The following is a 19476-nucleotide window of genomic DNA, read 5'->3' as shown; positions in this document are numbered from 1 at the left end:
GTTAAGGTCTGACTTGGCTGTGCTTAGTCACATTTGTAGAAAAAATCGAGGCATCATGGCGAAAGCAAAACGAGCGTATGTTTGTAATGATTGTGGCGCGGATTTTCCCCGTTGGCAGGGGCAGTGTAACGCATGTGGTTCGTGGAATACGATAACAGAAGTCCGTATCGCTGCATCGCCAACGGTTGCTCGTAATGAACGTTTATCCGGCTACGCGGGTTCCGCAACAGAAGCAACAGTTCAAACGTTATCCGAAATTGATCTGCAGGAAGTGCCACGCTTCACCAGTGGGTTTAAAGAACTTGACCGCGTATTAGGTGGGGGCGTTGTACCCGGCGCTGCTATTTTGATTGGTGGTAATCCTGGCGCGGGTAAATCCACCTTGCTGCTGCAAACCATGTGTAGTTTGTCTGCGCAAATGCCAACGCTCTATGTAACAGGTGAAGAATCGTTGCAGCAGGTAGCAATGCGAGCTTCTCGACTGGGCTTGCCGAAAGAGCACTTAAAGATGTTATCGGAAACAAACGTCGACAAAATTTGCCAAATTGCCGAAAAAGAGCAACCTCGCATTATGGTGATTGACTCGATTCAGGTAATGCACGTTTCAGATGTTCAATCGTCACCGGGCAGTGTTGCTCAAGTACGTGAATCTGCGACTGCTCTGACACGATACGCAAAACAGAATAACGTCGCGGTATTTATTGTTGGTCACGTAACAAAAGATGGTACCCTTGCGGGCCCTAAAGTTCTTGAGCACATTATAGACTGTTCAGTGCTGCTTGATGGTGGTACTGATAGCCGCTTTCGCACATTGCGTAGTCATAAAAACCGCTTTGGCGCTGTGAATGAGCTCGGTGTTTTTGCAATGACAGGCCAAGGGTTGAAAGAAGTGAGTAACCCATCCGCGATTTTCCTTTCTCGTGGTGAAGAAGAAACATCAGGTTCTTCTGTTATGGTCGTGTGGGAAGGTACGCGTCCTCTATTAGTAGAGATTCAAGCGTTGGTGGATTACTCGCAATTGGCAAACCCTCGCCGTGTTGCGGTCGGTTTGGAGCAGAACCGCTTATCACTTTTGCTCGCTGTGTTGCATAAGCATGGTGGCTTACAAATGGCAGACCAAGATGTCTTTGTTAATGTGGTTGGCGGTGTTAAGGTGACGGAGACGAGTGCCGATCTTGCGTTAGTTATGGCGCTTTTATCGAGTTTTCGTGACCGTCCACTACCCAAAGATGTGGTTATTTTTGGTGAGGTCGGGCTTGCAGGCGAAATCCGTCCTGTGCCAAGTGGGCAAGAACGTTTGAATGAAGCGTTCAAACATGGTTTCAAGAAAGCCATTGTGCCTGCAGCCAACATGCCGAAAGGCGGCATTCCTGGCATGCAAATTCACGGCGTTAAGAAATTGTCGGAAGCCATAGAGGCTTTTGACGAGCTGTAATGCTCATAAGAATGGTATTTGTGGAATCACAAACTGTTCTATCCGTCCTCAATAAAATGCGAATAAAGTACATAAATTGCTGTGTTTGACTATGCTTTGGGGACGGAAATTTCACGTTAAAATTTTTTTTCTTCCATCCGCACGCAAGGGTATCAGTATTGACAGAATGTGATATACTCTGCGCGCACTTTATACCTTATTAACAGAGTAAGACAATGACTGATTTATCAAAATACAGAAACATTGGTATTTTTGCTCACGTAGACGCGGGTAAAACTACCTCTACAGAGCGTATCCTAAAGCTAACTGGTAAGATCCATAAGATCGGTGATACACACGACGGTTCAACTACAACTGACTTCATGGAGCAGGAAGCTGAACGTGGTATCACAATCCAGTCTGCAGCAACAACTTGTTTCTGGAACGATCACCGTCTAAACATCATCGATACTCCTGGACACGTTGACTTCACTATCGAAGTTTACCGTTCTCTAAAAGTACTTGACGGTGGTATCGGTGTATTCTGTGGTTCTGGTGGTGTTGAGCCTCAGTCAGAAACTAACTGGCGTTACGCTGACGAATCACACGTATCACGTCTGATCTTCGTTAACAAACTAGACCGTATGGGCGCAGATTTCTACAAAGTTGTAGATCAAGTACAAAACGTACTAGGTGCTACACCTCTAGTTATGACTCTACCTATCGGTATCGAAGAAGATTTCGTAGGTGTTGTAGACGTACTAAGCCAACAAGCTTACGTATGGGATGAGTCTGGCCAGCCAGAGAACTACGAAGTTCAAGATATTCCAGCAGACATGGTAGAAAAAGCTGCTGAATACCGTGAAATGCTAATCGAAACTGCTCTAGAGCAAGACGAAGATCTAATGATGGCTTACCTAGAAGAAGGCGAAGAGCCATCTCTAGAAGACATCAAACGTTGTATCCGTAAAGGTACTCGTGATCTAGCATTCTTCCCAACTTACTGTGGTTCAGCGTACAAGAACAAAGGTATCCAACTTATTCTTGACGCGGTAATTGATTACCTACCATCTCCAACAGAAGTTGATCCACAGCCTCTAACTGATTCAGAGACTGGTGAGCCAACTGGTGAAGTTGCGACTGTATCTGCAGACGAGCCACTACGTGCGCTTGCATTTAAGATTATGGACGACCGTTTTGGTGCTCTAACCTTTATCCGCATCTACTCTGGTAAGATGAAGAAAGGTGACACAGTACTTAACTCTGCAACTGGTAAAACAGAGCGTATCGGCCGTATGGTTGAGATGCACGCAGACGAGCGTAACGAGATCGATTCAGCACAAGCTGGTGACATCATCGCTGTAGTTGGTATGAAGAACGTTCAAACTGGTCACACTCTATGTGATCCTAAGCACGAATGTACTCTTGAGCCAATGATCTTCCCAGATCCAGTAATCTCTATCGCAGTTAAGCCTAAAGATAAAGGCGGTTCTGAGAAGATGGGTATCGCGATCGGTAAAATGGTTGCAGAAGATCCATCATTCCAAGTTGAGACTGATGAAGATTCAGGCGAAACTATCCTGAAAGGTATGGGTGAACTTCACCTAGACATCAAGGTAGATATCCTTAAGCGTACTTACGGCGTTGAGCTAGAAGTTGGTGCTCCACAGGTTGCTTACCGTGAAACTATCACTCAAGCAATCGAAGACAGCTACACGCACAAGAAACAGTCTGGTGGTTCTGGTCAGTTCGGTAAGATCGATTACCGTATCAAACCAGGTGAGCCAAACTCTGGCTTCACGTTCAAGTCAACAGTTGTTGGTGGTAACGTACCTAAAGAATTCTGGCCTGCAGTTGAGAAAGGCTTTGCGTCAATGATGGAGCACGGTGTTCTAGCTGGCTTCCCTACTCTAGACGTTGAAGTTGAACTATTCGACGGTGGTTTCCACGCAGTTGACTCTTCAGCAATCGCTTACGAAATCGCTGCTAAAGGCGCATTCCGTCAGTCTATGCCTAAAGCTGGCGCGCAACTTCTTGAACCAATCATGAAAGTTGACGTGTTCACTCCAGAAGATCACGTTGGTGACGTAATCGGTGACCTTAACCGTCGTCGTGGTATGATCAAAGACCAACAAGCTGCGTCTACTGGCGTACGTATCAAGGGTGATGTACCTCTATCAGAAATGTTTGGTTACATCGGTACTCTACGTACAATGACTTCTGGTCGTGGTCAGTTCTCTATGGAGTTCTCACACTACGCACCATGTCCAGCAAACGTTGCTGAGCAAGTAATTGCTGACGTTAAAGAGCGTAACGCTAAGAAGTAATTCTTAAGTTAACTCTATAACTTGAAAGCCCCGCCTAGTGCGGGGCTTTTTGTATCTAACCGCTTACACACAGCGCGTTTTTGTTTCGCTGATATACGCCTTTGGTGTTGTTTACCGATTATTCTGAAGCTGAGCCAGTATTACTAACATTGAGGTCGATGGTTTTAAAATCTGGTATCACTGACTTTTCAAATGTTTCTATTTCTTCTCTCAACCATTGTGCAAACAATTGGGCTTTAGGTCTCTTTAAGTAGCCTTTTGGAGCGCACAGGTAATACGCAAATTTGGGTTTAATGGCTATATCACCAATTCGGACCAGTTTGCCTGAACGAAAATATTGATGAGCTAAACTGTGTTTGACGAGCGCTACGCCTTGTAGTGATAACGCGGCTTCTAACACTAAGTGTGAGCCACTGTATTTTAAAGCAGGCTTTGCCGCTGAATGACCAAGTCTCGCTAACCACATGTTCCAGTCCAGATCTGGCCAAACGTCTTCGATGAGCTCTGCTTTGCTTAAATCTTCAATGCGATAGATGCCGTGCTCTTTCTGATATACAGGGTGACAGGCAGGGTAAAAAGCTTCATCCATTAGCCATTGTGATTCTAAATTAGGGTATTTTCCTAAACCGTAACGGACACACAAATCGATCTGACTATCTTGAAAAGACACCAAATCATTGGTTGGTTCTAATAGTAAGGCGATATCAGGGTGACGCTGACGAAAAGCCGTAATTTTCGGGACTAACCAATGGTGAGCGAAAGAGGGGAGTGTTGATATCGAAAGGTGGTTAGGATTAGGATCTTGATTAATTGATCTCACCCCTTGCTGCAAATGAGCAAACCCTCTTTCTGCCTGAGTAAACAGCAGCTCTCCCTCAGGTGTGAGCACGATTTTTCTGTGCTGACGAACAAATAAGTCCGTTCCTAAAAATTCTTCAAGATGACGAATTTGCTGACTAATGGCAGCTGGCGTAACAAACAATTCTTTTGCCGCTGTTTTAAAGCTTCCTTCCTTTGCTGCAACGAAGAAGTAATACAAGCCCTGTAAAGGAGGCATTCGATCTTTCACATTAGTTTTCCTTAACTCAATGGCAGATTCTATCGTTTGAGGATATCAGCGTAGTCGCTGATTATTAAGTGGTCAACATTGTTATAGGAGTTGGTTACATGGAAAACATGACACACACTTGTGAGCGCACTTTACCAGCTGACCATCAGACCGGATTACAGTTAATTTATTCTAAACTTGCTAGTTGGAGAAGAAACTACAAGACACGTCGTCACTTGAGAGAGTTACCAGAACATCTTTGGGACGATATAGGATTAGATGAAAAGGAGATTAATAGTGAAGTGAGGAATCCTTTTTGGAGAGAGTAGTTTATGAGTTTGATTCAAGCTCAGAATTAAACTGCACTCCCCAATGATATTGAGGAGTGCAGACAAGGCTATAAGTCTTCTTCCCACACAACCAATTCACCTTTCGGCCAGTTGTGACCAATTTCATGATACTTTTGCTCAAGCACATGACGTTTAATTTTGAGTGTTGGCGTCAATACGCCATTTTCAATGCTCCAAGGCTCTTTAATCATTAATACGCCTTTGATTTGCTCATGAGAGGCGAGTTCTTGATTCATTTTTGCAATGACTTTGCGGGTGGTTCGTGCGTACCGCTCCCGATCAAAGTTAGGAAAATCATGTGGCACAACCAAAAGAATCGGGGCTGGTAGCCCTAAACCGATGAGGCACATCATCTCTACGCGACTGTATTCGAAAAGTTTTTTCTCGATAGGAACTGGAGAGACAAACTTACCTTTGGCGGTTTTAAAGTTATCTTTTTTACGGCCTTGAATAGTTAGGTAACCATCTGAGTCGATAGAGCCGATATCGCCTGTGTGTAGCCAGCCCTCTGAATCAAAAGACTCTTGGGTGGCAATGTCATTTTTGTAGTAGCCAGAAAATAGCCCTTTGCCACGCACCATGATTTCATCATCGTCAGCGATTTTTAACTCAATACCTGGTCCAGCATTACCGACACTACCAATTTTGTCAGCTCTAAATGGGTAGTTGAGCGTGCTATAAGCAAATGATTCTGTCATGCCCCAAGCTTCAGTAATATTGAGTCCTACAGAGTGGTACCATTCCAGCAGTGCTGGTGATACCGGGGCAGAGCCACAGCCTAATACTCGAGCCTGATCCAACCCCAATCCTTCTGCGAGCTTTTTCTTGATCAGAGAATTGACGAATGGGATTTTCAATAGAATGTTGAGCTTCTTCTGTGGAAGTTTGTCTTGAATACGTTGTTGGAATAGCGTCCATAATCGCGGGACTGAGATAAACAGAGTCGGGCGGTGCATTTTTACATCTTCGATAAAGGTATCCAATGATTCTGGAAATGCTGTTGGTACACCACCCATGATGGATGAGCCAAAAATGTAGACGCGCTCTGTAATATGAGCCAAAGGTAAGTAAGAAAATAGACGATCATTTTCTTGAATACCGATATGGTTTATCAGTTGTTGTACTGACCAGTTAAACGCTCCGTAGGTCAGCATCGCACCTTTCGGTAATCCTGACGTACCAGAGGTATACACCAAAGACATTAGCTTATCGTCGTAGTGCTGTGGACGCTCTTCACTTGGCATTGCATCGGCAATGAGTGCTTGGTAGTCATACTGACATTTTGGCGCAGTATCGTAGGGGAGCGAGATACTAATGAGCTCCGGCATTGCATCAATGACTTGCTGGGTTGCTTTAGGATCATCGAGTTTTCCGCCAATGAGCGCTTTACTTTCACTATGAGTCACACAGTATTCGATGGTGTCCGCGCCGGCGGTAGGAAAGATTGGCACACTGACATAATCGCCAAGCATCATCGCAAGATCGCAAATAAACCACTCTGCACAGTTTTTAGATACTAATGCTACTTTGTCACCAGGCTGTACTCCGAGGTTGCGTAGTGCACTGACGAGTTTTAAGGCTTGATCGGCAACATCAGCGAACGTGTATTCAACAAATTGTCGGTTAATAATTTGTTTTAGATAGACCTCATTTGGACGCTCTTGAGCCCATTTGAGAATCATTTCATTTGGTGGTGGGAGAGCGCAACCAGCAGCGCTGTTTAGATTCGGCTGATTCATTTTTAGTGACTCCATGTCTTCTCGTTGTATTTATAATTGTTAACGCATTGTTAACTTTAGCATGTTAAATAACGACACGGGAATGCATTTTGATGAAATATGTGGGGAGGATAGCGTTAGTTACCCCTAAAGTCGGTACTAATAGCGCCTAAAACTGTTGCCGATAATTCGCTGGGGACAGGCCTGTTTTTTTCTTAAAAATTCGAGAAAAGTAAGAGACATCTCGGTATCCACACTGATAAGCGATGTAGGCAATTTTCATGGATTCATTTTCAACGAGCATTTTCTTTGCTAATGAAATGCGTTTCGCAGTGACATAATCACGAAAGCACATACCAACTTTGCGATGGAATACTTTGGAAAAGTAGTTCGGTGAGTAGTGACAAAGCGCAGCAGCTTCCTCTTCTCTTAGGTCTTTATGGACGTTATTGGCGATGTAATGAACCACGTCAGAAAAACTCGACTTTCCGCTTCGAGAAAAGAGTTTATCGACCGAAATTTGTTCTTCGTCGACCTTGCTGTGCAAAAAGTATTTCAATTTTATCTGTGATAGCCAAATCGGGAGGGTGATTTCATTCAACGTATAATATTCCGCACAAATATGCTTTGGCGGTAAGTGAGGCTCGATACCGGTTGGATGTATAACGATCAGTTTTTTGTCGAGATTTTCACAGAGCGTGATGACGCCTTTCTGGTGCTCTCGATGATCGCAAGTCATGTAGTAGAAGAAATAGCTGTGTTCTTTATCGCTAAGCACAGAGATATCTTTGCTACAGTCCATAATCTCAAAGCTCTTATCAAACTCACAGCGAAGTGATTCCGGCAGCGAGCAAAGAGTCTCTCCAATCCAATAAGCTTTGGTCAGTCTATCCATATGAATCCTGCTCAGTACGTACTACACCAACGTTAGTATGTATTGAGGTCAGTCGAGCCTCATTCCTTGAGCTTCAGACCTCACCCTTTCGTTTATTAAGCTTAGGCTTATATAGTCATACTGCAAGTGTGAAAGGTGTCACATAGTTGGTGGTGATGTGTCTCGTTATTGATACATTTTGATTCTGAAGCGCAGGTAGGCAAGAAAGTACCAACCTTTGGCAAAAAAGTCCTAACCCCCCTAATTCTCGGTGACTAATGTTTAAGCATGATTCAGGTGCACATGAGACCTGTATCATTAATAGCGAGATACGTTAAAGGGGATAATCATATGGATAACTTTCGCAATCTAATCAAGGACTTCATGGAAGATGAAGAGGGGCTAACACTTTTAGAGTACATTCTAGGTGCGGCATTAATTGTTACAGCGTTCTTGACTTCAGGCTTCTGGACGACTTTGTCTAACAAGTTTACTTCAGTAGCTGGTCGTATCAGCAGCTCGTAATGGTTAGCGAGTTAGTTATTTGGTCATTGCTTATTGCGATTGGAGTATCAGACGCTCAGAAACACAGAATACCAAACAAAGCGGTGCTTATGCTTTTGGTTGCTGTTACTGCAAACGTAATTTACAACCCAGCAACAAGTGGCTTGGATCATTTATATGGTGGGTTGGTTGCGTTTGCAGTGTGTTTCGCGCTGTATCTGTTCAAAGTAATGGCTGGAGGAGACGTTAAGTTGCTCGCCGTCATAGGGGCATGGCTGGGTCTGAGTAACCTTGGGGAAGCGTCTACTGGAATAATACTTGCTGGAGGCATCGTGGGCATTTTTTATCTAATGTTACACGTGTCATCGACTAGTGTTGCTCTATCACACCAGATAAAAGGGTATTGCTTAGAAAAAGTAACACCAGGCTTTAGGTCTAATAAGCCGTTAGTCATTCCTTTCGCGCCGATAATCGTAATTGGATTAGCTTATTTCTCCTACACCCATTAAATAATAATAAAAAATGGCATGCAGCATCAGTTGACTAGGCAACTTCAAGAGGGGAAGTGTGATGGGCTCTGTGTATTGGGAAAAACTCGTGCCACAAATAAATCCACCAAAGGTGCCTTCGTCTGTCGAGGGTCTTGGCGTGCCGTCTTCAGTTGTTGAAAACCTAGTGTTGAAACATCTGTCTGCCTATCCCAAATGTGACTTAATCGAATTAACGCAACGGCTTTGTATTGTTTCGAATATTGTCGAGCTTGCTTTGGCGCAGTTAAGAAAGCGAAGTTGGGTAGAAGTTTATCAGCCAGCATCAGACAAGTTGAGTACATCGTATTCCAACGTACGCTACAGTTTAACTGAGCTTGGGCTTGCAGAAGCAGACATTGCGTATAGAAAAGATCCGTATATCGGTCCTGTTCCCGTCTCTTTGGAAGAATATTGGACGGTTGTTGAGGGACAAGATCTTCGCAAGCATCCTATTAATCGCAATGATGTTGAGCGAGCGCTGTCTGACGTGTTTGGTTCGGATCATTTGATACCCGTTTTAGGACCAGCCATTAACTCGGGGCGCGCTTTGTTGCTGTATGGTCATGCGGGTACCGGTAAAAGCTACGTCGCATCAAGAGTGCTCAATGCAATGAACACTTCGGTATTCATTCCTTATGCCGTATATGCCGATGGCAACATCATCAAAGTGTTCTCAGAGCATCATCACCGTCGTTTAGACAACTCCCATTCTCAGGTTTTCGTTAAGTTGGAAACGCATTACGACAAACGCTGGGTTCTTTGTGAAAGACCAAACATTCAAGTGGGCGGTGAGCTGACATTGGATATGCTTGAGGTAAACCACAGCGAGCATAATCGTGTATGGATTGCGCCACTGCAAATGATGGCTAACAACGGAATCTTGGTGATTGATGACCTTGGTCGTCAGTCAATGCCTGTTGATGCCCTGCTAAATAGATGGATCGTTCCAATGGAATACTTATTTGACCACTTGGCTTTGCCAAATGGTCAACAAGTCACGGTGCCGTTTATGCTCACTCTGGCATTCTCCTCCAACTTTGCACCAAGCAAAATTGCAGACCCCGCTTTTTTACGTCGTTTGGGTTACAAGATCGAGTTTACACCGCTTGGTTTGACAGATTATCAAGCGCTTTGGGTTTCGCTTGCTAAAGATTACCAAATGACGCTTGTGCCTGAGTTTTTCGATACGTTAAGTCAGTTACATCGCGACAATGATGTCGCCAACTACCCTTGTTTACCAAAAGACTTACTCGGTATTAGCCGCGATATTTTGGTGTTCGAAGGGAAAGAGAAGGTCGTCTCATCAGACATTTTAACCCGTGCCTGGGGACTGTACTTCACAGTGGATGAATAGGGAGATCTAAATTATGAGTCGGACTCAAGTCATCATGTTGCTGTTGCTCTCCATTGTTTTCGGCCTTGCTGCCGTTTTGATAGCTAAACAATGGATGGATGGCAGAAACCAACCAACTGTCGAGTTAGAAGAGGTCGAAAGACACCCAGTTTTAGTTGCCGCCATGGAACTAGAGCCAGGGACCATTCTATCTGAGAAACATTTGTCTACTAAGCTCATGGAAGTGGATTGGATAGACGATGAAACGCTAAAAGTACAAGAACAGGCATTGGGAAGAATTGTTGCCAATACCATTTATGCGGGCGAGCTGGTTAACTCGAATCGTCTTGCATTGCCCGGTGAGGGCGCGACACTTGCTGCTTTAATCCCTGAAAACAAACGAGCAATCACCATTCGTGTCAATGACGTTATCGGTGTGGCTGGGTTCTTGTTACCGGGCAATAAGGTCGATGTATTGAATACCGTGAGTTATGGACAAGGTAAAAACGCCACAACAAAAACGGTGCTTAAAAACATCAACGTCCTTGCGGTCGACCAAACAGCCAAAACCAATGATAACAAACCCGTTATTGTGCGTGCGGTGACTTTAGAAGTAACACCGAAAGAGGCAGAAAAGCTCCTATCGGCGAACAGCAAAGGCGACATTCAACTTGCTCTACGCAACCCTCATGAAGTGGATAAACCTGTTGTAGCAAGAAAATACACGCCACGACCTAGTGTGACCATTATTAAGGGATCTCAGGCATCCAGTGTCCGAGTCAGCAATTAGGTGAATTATGAAAACAATAATATTACTCGTTAGCCAGTTACTTTTTGTCAGCTTGTCTGTTAACGCAGCCACGGTGCAGTCAGGAAAAGTCGTGACCGTTGCGCATCACCAATCAACCCAATTGATGATATCCGGCCAAGCGAAGAAAGTGACATTAGGGGATCCAGAAGTCTTGGATATTTTAGTGCTCAGATCGAACGAGCTGTTTCTTATTGGTAAGAAGTTAGGTACCACGAATGTGTCGGTGTGGGATCGCCGAGGCCGGTTAATTGAGCAGTTTAACGTGGAAGTCACGCATGATCTAAACACGCTTAAGTCGAAGCTTTATCAGTTCTTGCCGGATGAAAATATCGAAGTGCACAGTGCGCAAGAAAAAGTGGTACTTAGAGGCTTGGTCAGCAGTCAGCAAAACATGGACACTGCGGTCAAAATTGCTGAAACCTTCGCTTTGGGTGAAGCGGCAGATGAAGAAGATGACAGCTCTAAAGATGATGACAGCATGGTGATCAATCTACTTTCTATTGGCGGGGCTCAACAGGTGACACTAGAAGTGACCGTTGCCGAAGTGCAGCGCACACTAGTAAGACGCTTTGACTCAAACTTCCACTTTTTCCAAAGAAGTGGAGACTTTACCTGGGGTGGTACGACTGCTGGTGGCGGTATTGATGGCATTGGACCGATTTTGAACGTCCCAACAGTCGAAGATTTCGGTTTTCTTGGGTCGTTTATCGACAGCAATACCTTGTTTACCTTCGCACTTGATGTGGCGAAACAAAATGGTGTGGCGAAAGTGTTGGCAGAGCCTAGCCTTACCGCATTAAGTGGTACGCAAGCCGAGTTTGTCGCTGGTGGTGAGTTCCCAATTCCAGTACCAAATGAAGATGGTATTACCATCGATTATAAAGAGTACGGTGTTCAACTCGACTTCGTTCCGTTTATTTTGAGTGATAAGAGAATCAACCTCAAATTGAACGTCAATGTGAGTGAAATCTCCAACTCAGGTGTGCTGACGTTTAATCCAAACGAAGTGAATGCCACGTTCTTTATTCCGCCAATCACCAAACGAAGTGCTGGCACCACGATTGAGCTGGCTGATGGCCAAACCATTGGTATTGCAGGCTTATTGAGTGAAAACGCACGTAATGTCGCGGATGGCATACCTGGAGCGAGTGATTTACCTGTTTTGGGGCGCTTGTTCAAGAGTGAAGAGTTTACCTCAGGGGAAACAGAACTTGTCATTCTGGTCACCCCTCGATTAGCAACCCCAATCGATCGACGTCGAATCACACTGCCAACGGATGGCTTTGTGGCTCCGAACGATGTGGAGTTCTATTTGCTTGGTAAAGGTGCTGAGTTGGATTTTGATAGATACCAGCTAAACGACATCAGCGAAGAAGATACTAACAACAACTTTATTCAATACGGTTCGTCAGAAGGTGGCTCTGAGGGCAAGTTTGGGCACAGTCTATAAGTGGGAGAGCAAGATGAAAAGCATAATGATAATGACCATTTGTTTCACATCATTCGGCTTGTTTGGCTGTGCGAATGACCCCGAGCTTGGTATCTCGGTTAGCCAGTTGCGCGCTGAACAAACTCTTAATCCAGAAGCGTGGTATGAGAATTTGGGTTATTTACCGGAAGGTAGTGGTGAGCGTACACAAGTTAGCTTAGAGGTATATAACAACAACGGGGTAGCCAAAGATGAGTAAGTGATGTGTTCACTTAGGAGGGGCTATGCGAAGGAATATGCATATAGCACCAAGGCGAACCCAGAAAGGGATTACCTTAGTGTTGATAAGCTTGGTTTTGTTGATTCTGCTAGGCGTTGCGGCGTTTGGTATTGATTTAAACCACCAAGTTCTTAATAAAACACGTTTACAGAATGCGGTCGATACTGCAGCCCTTGCAGGTGCTGTCGTTGCCGATAAGACAGAGGATGTGAATCAGGCTGAAACAGCAGTGAGAACAACGCTTAGTGGAATATCAACCGAGCCTGGAAATTCTGAGCTGACGTTTAGTGACAGTAATACAGCAGTGACATTCTCGCATGATATGCAGACGTTTGTAAGTGCAGCAAGTTTTACACCGCCATTGGGGGAGTACGATATTTATGTCCGCGTAGCGGTCACCGATATTAGCCTAACGCAGTATTTGAGTGGTTTGTTTGGGATTGATAAAGAGGTCTCTGCGAGTGCGGTTGCAGGGCGAAGTGCGGCGATTGCATATACGTGTAATTTAACGCCAATCGCCATGTGTGGTGATCCTGCTGGTGATGTGAGTGATGCATGGGGGTATCGTCCGCCGGGTTACGACCCTAATGTAGATATGGATCCTTCTCTAGTGCATGAGCTGAAAGTCGGGGATCAGAATAACACCGATATGGGGCCGGGAAACTTTCAGTTACTCGATTTTGGGCAAGGAACGGGTAATAGTGGTGCAGCCTTAGTTCGTGATGCATTGTCTGGTGCTTACAACGGTTGCGCCTCAATTGGCGATACCGTTACGACTAAACCAGGTAATAGTGCAGGTCCAGTTGCACAGGGACTGAATGTGAGGCTCAACGACTTTTCGGGACCGATTAAAAATGACGGAACGGTTTTACCAGACAAATACGTGAGAGAGCCCGATGTTTTGGCTGAGACCGATGCGGAGTACGCAGGCGATCTGTATTACGCCAACTATCGTCAGGAGCTAAGCTCTTGTGAAAGCGGAGGAGCTTGTGATGGCAGTAGTTATACAGGTGATGGTGGTCTGAACGGACGCCGGATTTTGCGTATCCCTATCGTAGATTGTACGGCTTCTACAGGTAAGTCTGATTTTGATGTTTTGGGCTTTGGTTGCTTCTTTTTACTACAAAAAGTCAGTAACTCAGGTCAATCATCAGTGTTTGGGCAATTTCTTTATGATTGTTTAATTAATAACGGTTCGACTGGCACGGATCCGACAGATAAAGGCTTCTACCGTATCCAGCTGTACAAAGATCCGTTTAGCGGGGCCTCTTGATATGTTGTATTCAAATAGAAAGCATCAAAGGCCAAATATTTGCAGTCAACAAGGGCTGGCAATCATAGAGTTTATTCTCGCCTTGCCAGTGCTATTGATGCTAACCGTTTTAGTGATCGATGTGAGCCGAGCTTTTATTCAGTATACCGAGGTCAATAAAGCGCTGCAGAATGGGGCAAGGTATGCCGTCGTTGATACGTACGGCACGTTGAACTTTGAGTCAATTGCTGACGAAACCAGCATCAAGAATGTCGTTGTGTATGGAAGCCCAATTGCCTCTACTACACCTGTGATAGACCATATCAGTGTGGATGATATTGTCATTACCCAACCAACGAGTACCAATAAGGTGGTCACTCTATCGGCGACTTACAATTACGTGCCGATATTCTCGACCTTACCTTTTTCGACCACTTCTTTGCAATTTAGCATTGGGGCGACCACGTCTATGAGGACAGGCCCATGAAACGATTGATAACGAAACAAAAAGGAGTAACGCAGCTTGAGTTCTCGGTCATCGCTTTGGCCGTTATATTAGTCCTGTTTTTGATCATCGAGTTTGCGATCTATTTCTTTTCGGTGCAAATGGTCAATGAGGTAACGCGAAGAGCTGCGAGGCTTGCTACCGTGTGCTATATCGCTGATAGGGATGACATTCCTAACTTACCAGCTGTATCAGATCTCTATCCATCAGGCTTTTCTGCGAGTAATTTACAGATAGATTATCTTGATGAAGCTGGTGCAAGTGTTGATGTATCAGGCTTTCTTTCTACCCCTCCAGCGTCTAATGACGTATTAAATGCGCAGTTTTCTCAAATTAAATATGTTCGAGCAAGAGCGGTAAATTATACTTTTCAGTTTTTTGTTTTAGCTGCTTTAATTAATGCAGTAGGGAGTACTCCAGCTTTTGAAACTATATTGCCTGCAGAGAGTTTAGGAATACTTAGACCCGAAGGGACCAATGTCATTACGGATTGCTAATGGAGTAGCTTTATGTTGAAACCAGTTAAAATAAATGAAGAAACATATAAAAGTTTAAAAACTAACTTGATTGTTTGGATAGTTTATTCTACGTCAAACTTTAAAATTCATATTGCTGATGAATTATCTGGATGTGTCAATCTAAATATTGATTGGATAGAGCTAGAGTCTTTTAATTTAGACTTTGTTAAAAATAAGCAAATTCCCGATCTTATTTATATTGAAACCGGTGAAAGTTGGGCGCAGAAAGTGGCTCATGTGTACTCTAGTGACAGTAGCTTACAGCATAATCACACCGCTTTGATTGTCTTTGGTGATGAAAACGATACTGCATCTCTCAAAATGGCATTGAGGCTTGGGGCAACAGACTATTTGTCGCGTTCTGTTGATCTTGGTGAGCTTTATCCGCTATTAAAATCGACCGCGGATGAAAAGATTGCCAATAAACAAATGGGCGATTTAACTTTATTTATCAATACAAAAGGTGGTTCGGGTGCAACAACACTGGCGATCAACACCGCGATAGAACTGTCAAGTTATGCGAAGAGTAAAGTATTGCTCATTGACTTAGATATGCAGTTTAGTGATGCGGCCGATTATTTAAACTGTAAGCCAAAATACAACATTAATGATGTGATTGATTCTGTTAATGATTTGGATGAGTTATCACTAGAAGGTCTCGTATATCAACATCCTTCAGGTTTGAATTATTTATGTTTTAACCAAAATGATACCAAGGATAATCATAAACACGCAGTTCAAGTCAGTAAGTTATTACCTATTCTGAGACAGTTTTACTCACATATTATTGTGGATTTGTCTCATGGTGTTGAGCATGTTTATCAACAAATTGTTTCTCCGGCTACGCATATCTTTTTAATTATGCAGCAGAATGTTACTTCGGTTAAGCATGCTGTCAGCTACATACGTTCTTTAGAATTAGACTATGGTTTAAGTAGTCATCAGGTTGAACTGATTGTTAATCGTTTTGAAAAGAAATCAACAATATCTTTGAAAGACATTGAAAATGCAGTTAGTGGACATGCGATACATTTAGTACCTAATAATTTTGCTATTGCTATCGAGAGCGCTAATTTGGGTAACCCAATTGTTCAATCTAAGAAAAATAGTGCGCTGAAAGCTTCTTTGGCTGAAATATCGCACTTATTAGAAAGTCCGACCAAAGAGAATCAAAGTTGGATCAAAAAACTATTTTCTTAGTAAGGGGGAGTTATGTTTTTCAAACGGAAAGGCGTCGGGAGTTCTTTCAATTCCGTAGATGAAACAAAAGAATCCAAAGTTGTGAATGTCGAGTTGGCAAAATCTGACGAAGATACGTCAGATGAGCAAAGGGCTTTATCGCCTGTTGAAGCCAAGATGAAAGCGATCGAGGAGCAGAAAAAACAGCTAGAACAAGATCTCTCGATCAAACACTACTATCACAAAAAGCTACTGGATACCTTGGATCTCGGGCTTCTATCGCACTTGCAAGAAGATCGTGCGAAAGAGGAGTTACGCGAAGCGGTCGTTCAGCTCATTGCTGAAGATCAAACACACCCGTTGAGCTCTGAAGCTCGCAATCGCGTGATACATCAAATTGAAGATGAAGTGTTTGGTCTAGGGCCGCTGGAACCGCTGCTTGAAGACCCAACGATTTCAGATATCTTGGTCAATGGTCCGAAAAATATCTTTGTCGAACGTTTTGGTAAGCTCGAGAAAACGCCACATACCTTCTTAGATGAGCGCCATCTGCGCAACATCATTGATCGCATTGTTAGCCAGGTTGGACGAAGAATCGATGAAGCATCACCAATGGTGGATGCTCGACTCAAAGACGGTTCGCGTTTCAATGCGATTATTCCTCCTCTTGCCATTGATGGCCCTTCCGTTTCTATTCGACGTTTTGCGGTTGAACGTTTGAATATGGATAACCTATTAGAGCTTGGTTCGTTATCTCCAGAGATGGCGAAGTTTCTCAATGCTGCGGTTGTGGGGGAAATGAATATCCTGATTTCTGGTGGTACAGGCTCTGGTAAAACAACCACGCTGAATATTTTGTCGGGCTTCATTCCAAGTGATCAACGTATTGTGACCATTGAGGATTCGGCAGAGTTACAACTCCAACAACCACATATTATTCGCTTAGAAACACGTCCTTCTAATATCGAGGGTAAAGGCGAAATATCTCAGCGCGATTTAGTGAAAAACTCGCTACGTATGCGTCCTGACCGGATAGTTGTTGGTGAGGTTCGTGGCTCAGAAGCGGTGGATATGTTATCGGCAATGAACACGGGTCATGATGGGTCGCTGGCCACCATTCACGCTAACACACCAAGGGATGCGTTGAGCCGTATTGAGAATATGTTCTCGATGGCGGGTTGGAATGTGTCGACCAAAAACTTGAGAGCGCAGATTGCCTCCGCCATCAATATTGTCGTGCAAATGGATCGCCAAGAAGACGGTAAACGCCGCATGGTCAGCGTACAAGAAATCAATGGCATGGAAGGCGACGTTATCACCATGTCGGAGATCTTCACCTTCCAAAGAAGAGGGGTCGATCAAGAAGGCAATGTGTTAGGTGATTACATGGCAACAGGGATTGTACCAAGCTGTCATGACCAATTAGTAAAACGAGGCTTAGACGTACCATTTGAAATATTCAATGAAAAAGCCCGTTAGGAGATTGCTATGGATAGTCAATTCCCCCTTTTTCTTGTGCTGCTTTTTTTGTCCGTATTCTTTATTAGCCAGGCGTTAATTCTGCCTTCTGCGGGTAAAAAGGTTAAGCATAAGCAGTTAATTAAGCGGATACACGAAAGCCATAAACACATCGATCAAGAGAGTATTTCCCTACTAAGGGAAAACTCGCTCAAAAACCTTTCTCCATTAGAGCGATGGCTTGTGAGGTTCAGCCTATTCGATAACTTTAAGAAGAAATTGGAATTGGCTGGGATACACATGGGGTTCAGTCGGTTTATTTTTCTCACCTTCCTCGGTGGGGTTGCGGTTGGGCTATTTCTGTTCTTATTCGGGCAAGTCTGGTACCTCTGTGCCGGTGTTGCTGTCGCTTGTTGGGTGTCGGTTTACTTCTACCTACAGAAAAGAATTGCAGATCGTTTAATGAAGTTCGAAGAGCAACTGCCAGAGGCGCTCGATATCATTAAGCGAGTACTACAGGCCGGTCAGCCAATTACACAAGCGTTTGGGGAAGTAGGCAGAGAGGTCAGTGCGCCGCTTGGCCCTGAGTTCATGAATACCTTTAACTTACTCAACTATGGTTATGACCTCCGCTTGGCGATTATGCAAATGTCGGAAAGAACCCCTACGGTATCCATGCTTGCTTTCTCGAGTGCGGTGTTACTGCAAAAAGAAACGGGTGGTAACTTAGTCGAAAACATTGAAAAGCTCTCTCATATCCTACGTGCTCGTTTCAAACTCGCTCGAAAAATCAAAACCATTTCTGCGGAATCTCGAATGTCGGCATGGGTATTAGTATTAGCGCCTTTTGGGTTGTACGTCATCATTTCACTCGTTCGGCCTGAGTATATTGAGCTGCTTCATACGCACCCAATGGGGATCAAAATGGTGATTGGTGGGATGGTGGCCTTATTTATCGGGACGCTGTGGATTCGTAAAATCGTCAATATTGAGGTGTAGCTATGGAAAGCATTCAAGGATGGTTAAACGGTTTTGCTGTCGGCCAAGAGACGTTACTCATGGGGTTGATCCTCATCACCACCGTGTTAGTGGTGATGACGCTGGGCTCGATAATTATCGGGGTCAACTCGCCAATTAAAAGAAAGTTAGCCGAACTGTCTGGTGATAAAAAGGAAGTCTCTCACCACAACAAAAAAATGGCTGACACATTGGAGTCGTTAGCGCCTTTAACTTCGCCAACCAGTGAAAAAGAGCGCCAAACGACACGCAATAAACTGATGCATGCTGGGTTTCATGAAAGCAATGCATTGTCGATGTTCTATGCCATTAAATCGGTCACAACAATACTAGGTGTGATGGTGGCGGCACTGGTGTATTTCTCGATTCCGGAATCTAAATATCTGTACACCTACATGGCGTTATCCGTATTTATTGGGCTTCTGATTCCTGATTTTATTTTGCGCCGAATGGTCAACAAGCGTCAGCAAGCGATTCGTGCAGGTGTGCCCGACATGCTCGATTTGCTGGTGGTTTGTACCGAATCAGGGCTTGGCTTTAATGCGGCTTTGCGTCGCGTTGCAGATGAGCTGGTTATCTCTCACCCAGAGCTTGCCGATGAAATAGACACGGTGTGCAATAAAATTAAAGCGGGTAAACCAATGCCTGAAGCCTTAAGAGAGCTAGTATTAAGGACAGGGTTAGAAGAATTGATGGGGCTGGTGAGCATGCTTAGCCACGCCTCTCGAATAGGTGGGAGCTTAGTCAACTCCTTGCGTGAGTATACCGAAGACTATAGGGATAAGCGTCAACAAGCAGCAGAAGAAATTGCTGCAAAAATCCCAGTCAAAATGATGTTTCCAATGGTGCTGTTTATTTGGCCATGTTTTTTCATCGTGGCTATTGGACCTGCGTTAATTTCATTGGCTGAGGCATTTTCTAATTAAAAA

Annotated in this window: 19 protein-coding genes; 16 read left to right on the top strand and 3 right to left on the bottom strand. The window is 44.2% G+C overall.

All coding sequences use genetic code 11. The annotated features are described in order from the left end of the window. Positions 1–55 precede the first annotated feature (55 nt). Positions 56–1435: a DNA repair protein RadA gene (gene radA / locus ACWPOD_RS17045; protein WP_046875036.1), complete on the top strand. Its 1380-nt coding sequence runs from the start codon at positions 56–58 to the stop codon at positions 1433–1435. Positions 1436–1650: 215 nt separating this feature from the next. After that, positions 1651–3741 carry an elongation factor G gene (gene fusA / locus ACWPOD_RS17040; protein ID WP_012841459.1) on the top strand — a complete coding sequence of 697 codons (2091 nt, stop codon included), beginning with the start codon at positions 1651–1653 and terminating at the stop codon, positions 3739–3741. A 118-nt stretch (positions 3742–3859) separates the two neighbouring features. Here the strand turns inward: fusA and ACWPOD_RS17035 are convergent, their stop codons facing one another. Continuing rightward, complete coding sequence (locus tag ACWPOD_RS17035; RefSeq protein ID WP_134647084.1) at positions 3860–4810, bottom strand: LysR substrate-binding domain-containing protein; 951 nt, start codon at positions 4808–4810, stop codon at positions 3860–3862. A 98-nt stretch (positions 4811–4908) separates the two neighbouring features. Here ACWPOD_RS17035 and ACWPOD_RS17030 point away from each other — a divergent pair, with 98 nt between their 5' ends. Then, positions 4909–5118 (top strand): DUF1127 domain-containing protein, encoded by a 210-nt coding sequence (locus ACWPOD_RS17030; protein ID WP_456232080.1) that lies wholly within the window; start codon positions 4909–4911, stop codon positions 5116–5118. A 68-nt stretch (positions 5119–5186) separates the two neighbouring features. On the opposite strand, the gene ACWPOD_RS17025 is transcribed toward ACWPOD_RS17030, so the two are convergent. Continuing rightward, positions 5187–6878: an AMP-binding protein gene (locus tag ACWPOD_RS17025; RefSeq protein ID WP_167713332.1), complete on the bottom strand. Its 1692-nt coding sequence runs from the start codon at positions 6876–6878 to the stop codon at positions 5187–5189. Positions 6879–7026: 148 nt separating this feature from the next. After that, positions 7027–7752, bottom strand: a complete 726-nt coding sequence (locus ACWPOD_RS17020; protein ID WP_134647087.1) for a helix-turn-helix domain-containing protein — start codon at positions 7750–7752, stop codon at positions 7027–7029. A gap of 330 nt (positions 7753–8082) precedes the next feature. Between ACWPOD_RS17020 and ACWPOD_RS17015 the strand changes: the two genes are divergently transcribed. The 13 genes from ACWPOD_RS17015 (at position 8083) to ACWPOD_RS16955 (ending at position 19473) form a co-directional block, all read left to right on the top strand. Further along, positions 8083–8256, top strand: coding sequence for a Flp family type IVb pilin (locus ACWPOD_RS17015; RefSeq protein WP_031781043.1), 174 nt, complete (start codon positions 8083–8085; stop codon positions 8254–8256). Further along, the gene (locus tag ACWPOD_RS17010; protein WP_041852894.1) at positions 8256–8744 is read left to right on the top strand and encodes an A24 family peptidase; all 489 of its coding nucleotides are present in this window, start codon (positions 8256–8258) and stop codon (positions 8742–8744) included. Before ACWPOD_RS17015 ends, ACWPOD_RS17010 begins: the two co-directional genes overlap by 1 nt. Positions 8745–8805: 61 nt before the next feature. Further along, on the top strand, positions 8806–10119 hold the full coding sequence (locus tag ACWPOD_RS17005; RefSeq protein ID WP_006742388.1) for a hypothetical protein: 1314 nt from the start codon (positions 8806–8808) through the stop codon (positions 10117–10119). A gap of 13 nt (positions 10120–10132) precedes the next feature. Beyond that, positions 10133–10888 carry a Flp pilus assembly protein CpaB gene (gene cpaB, locus ACWPOD_RS17000; RefSeq protein ID WP_006742389.1) on the top strand — a complete coding sequence of 252 codons (756 nt, stop codon included), beginning with the start codon at positions 10133–10135 and terminating at the stop codon, positions 10886–10888. A 7-nt stretch (positions 10889–10895) separates the two neighbouring features. Beyond that, complete coding sequence (locus tag ACWPOD_RS16995) at positions 10896–12359, top strand: type II and III secretion system protein family protein (RefSeq protein ID WP_006742390.1); 1464 nt, start codon at positions 10896–10898, stop codon at positions 12357–12359. A gap of 13 nt (positions 12360–12372) precedes the next feature. Next, positions 12373–12597: a hypothetical protein gene (locus ACWPOD_RS16990; protein ID WP_012841463.1), complete on the top strand. Its 225-nt coding sequence runs from the start codon at positions 12373–12375 to the stop codon at positions 12595–12597. Positions 12598–12622: 25 nt separating this feature from the next. Continuing rightward, on the top strand, positions 12623–13891 hold the full coding sequence (locus ACWPOD_RS16985) for a pilus assembly protein TadG-related protein (protein ID WP_109169524.1): 1269 nt from the start codon (positions 12623–12625) through the stop codon (positions 13889–13891). 1 nt (position 13892) lies between these two features. Continuing rightward, a complete protein-coding gene (locus tag ACWPOD_RS16980) occupies positions 13893–14357 on the top strand; it encodes a TadE/TadG family type IV pilus assembly protein (RefSeq protein WP_048625932.1) in 465 nt (154 codons plus the stop codon). Next, positions 14354–14872 carry a TadE/TadG family type IV pilus assembly protein gene (locus tag ACWPOD_RS16975; protein ID WP_041852895.1) on the top strand — a complete coding sequence of 173 codons (519 nt, stop codon included), beginning with the start codon at positions 14354–14356 and terminating at the stop codon, positions 14870–14872. The genes ACWPOD_RS16980 and ACWPOD_RS16975 overlap by 4 nt, the downstream gene beginning before the upstream one ends. Positions 14873–14884: 12 nt before the next feature. Next, a complete protein-coding gene (locus ACWPOD_RS16970) occupies positions 14885–16093 on the top strand; it encodes an AAA family ATPase (RefSeq protein WP_048625931.1) in 1209 nt (402 codons plus the stop codon). A 12-nt stretch (positions 16094–16105) separates the two neighbouring features. Further along, positions 16106–17551, top strand: a complete 1446-nt coding sequence (locus tag ACWPOD_RS16965; RefSeq protein ID WP_006742393.1) for a CpaF family protein — start codon at positions 16106–16108, stop codon at positions 17549–17551. A 9-nt stretch (positions 17552–17560) separates the two neighbouring features. Continuing rightward, positions 17561–18529 (top strand): type II secretion system F family protein, encoded by a 969-nt coding sequence (locus ACWPOD_RS16960; protein ID WP_006742394.1) that lies wholly within the window; start codon positions 17561–17563, stop codon positions 18527–18529. 2 nt (positions 18530–18531) lie between these two features. Then, entirely contained in the window at positions 18532–19473 is a 942-nt protein-coding gene (locus ACWPOD_RS16955) for a type II secretion system F family protein (protein ID WP_047008928.1), read from the top strand. The last annotated feature ends 3 nt before the right edge of the window (positions 19474–19476 follow it).

Source organism: Vibrio sp. JZG120, from assembly GCF_053890955.1.
The sequence above is the reverse complement of the archived record's forward strand: the minus strand, read 5'-3'. Positions and strand labels throughout refer to the sequence as shown.

Coding starts and splice junctions, on each gene's coding strand:
- ACWPOD_RS16960 (WP_006742394.1), top strand. CDS start 17,561: ATGGATAGTCAATTCCCCCTTTTTCTTGTGCTGCTTTTTTTGTCCGTA.
- ACWPOD_RS16965 (WP_006742393.1), top strand. CDS start 16,106: ATGTTTTTCAAACGGAAAGGCGTCGGGAGTTCTTTCAATTCCGTAGAT.
- ACWPOD_RS17020 (WP_134647087.1), bottom strand. CDS start 7,752: ATGGATAGACTGACCAAAGCTTATTGGATTGGAGAGACTCTTTGCTCG.
- ACWPOD_RS16985 (WP_109169524.1), top strand. CDS start 12,623: ATGCGAAGGAATATGCATATAGCACCAAGGCGAACCCAGAAAGGGATT.
- radA (WP_046875036.1), top strand. CDS start 56: ATGGCGAAAGCAAAACGAGCGTATGTTTGTAATGATTGTGGCGCGGAT.
- ACWPOD_RS16980 (WP_048625932.1), top strand. CDS start 13,893: ATGTTGTATTCAAATAGAAAGCATCAAAGGCCAAATATTTGCAGTCAA.
- ACWPOD_RS17025 (WP_167713332.1), bottom strand. CDS start 6,878: ATGAATCAGCCGAATCTAAACAGCGCTGCTGGTTGCGCTCTCCCACCA.
- cpaB (WP_006742389.1), top strand. CDS start 10,133: ATGAGTCGGACTCAAGTCATCATGTTGCTGTTGCTCTCCATTGTTTTC.
- ACWPOD_RS16970 (WP_048625931.1), top strand. CDS start 14,885: ATGTTGAAACCAGTTAAAATAAATGAAGAAACATATAAAAGTTTAAAA.
- ACWPOD_RS16975 (WP_041852895.1), top strand. CDS start 14,354: ATGAAACGATTGATAACGAAACAAAAAGGAGTAACGCAGCTTGAGTTC.
- ACWPOD_RS16990 (WP_012841463.1), top strand. CDS start 12,373: ATGAAAAGCATAATGATAATGACCATTTGTTTCACATCATTCGGCTTG.
- ACWPOD_RS17005 (WP_006742388.1), top strand. CDS start 8,806: ATGGGCTCTGTGTATTGGGAAAAACTCGTGCCACAAATAAATCCACCA.
- ACWPOD_RS17015 (WP_031781043.1), top strand. CDS start 8,083: ATGGATAACTTTCGCAATCTAATCAAGGACTTCATGGAAGATGAAGAG.
- ACWPOD_RS16955 (WP_047008928.1), top strand. CDS start 18,532: ATGGAAAGCATTCAAGGATGGTTAAACGGTTTTGCTGTCGGCCAAGAG.
- fusA (WP_012841459.1), top strand. CDS start 1,651: ATGACTGATTTATCAAAATACAGAAACATTGGTATTTTTGCTCACGTA.
- ACWPOD_RS17030 (WP_456232080.1), top strand. CDS start 4,909: ATGGAAAACATGACACACACTTGTGAGCGCACTTTACCAGCTGACCAT.
- ACWPOD_RS17010 (WP_041852894.1), top strand. CDS start 8,256: ATGGTTAGCGAGTTAGTTATTTGGTCATTGCTTATTGCGATTGGAGTA.
- ACWPOD_RS16995 (WP_006742390.1), top strand. CDS start 10,896: ATGAAAACAATAATATTACTCGTTAGCCAGTTACTTTTTGTCAGCTTG.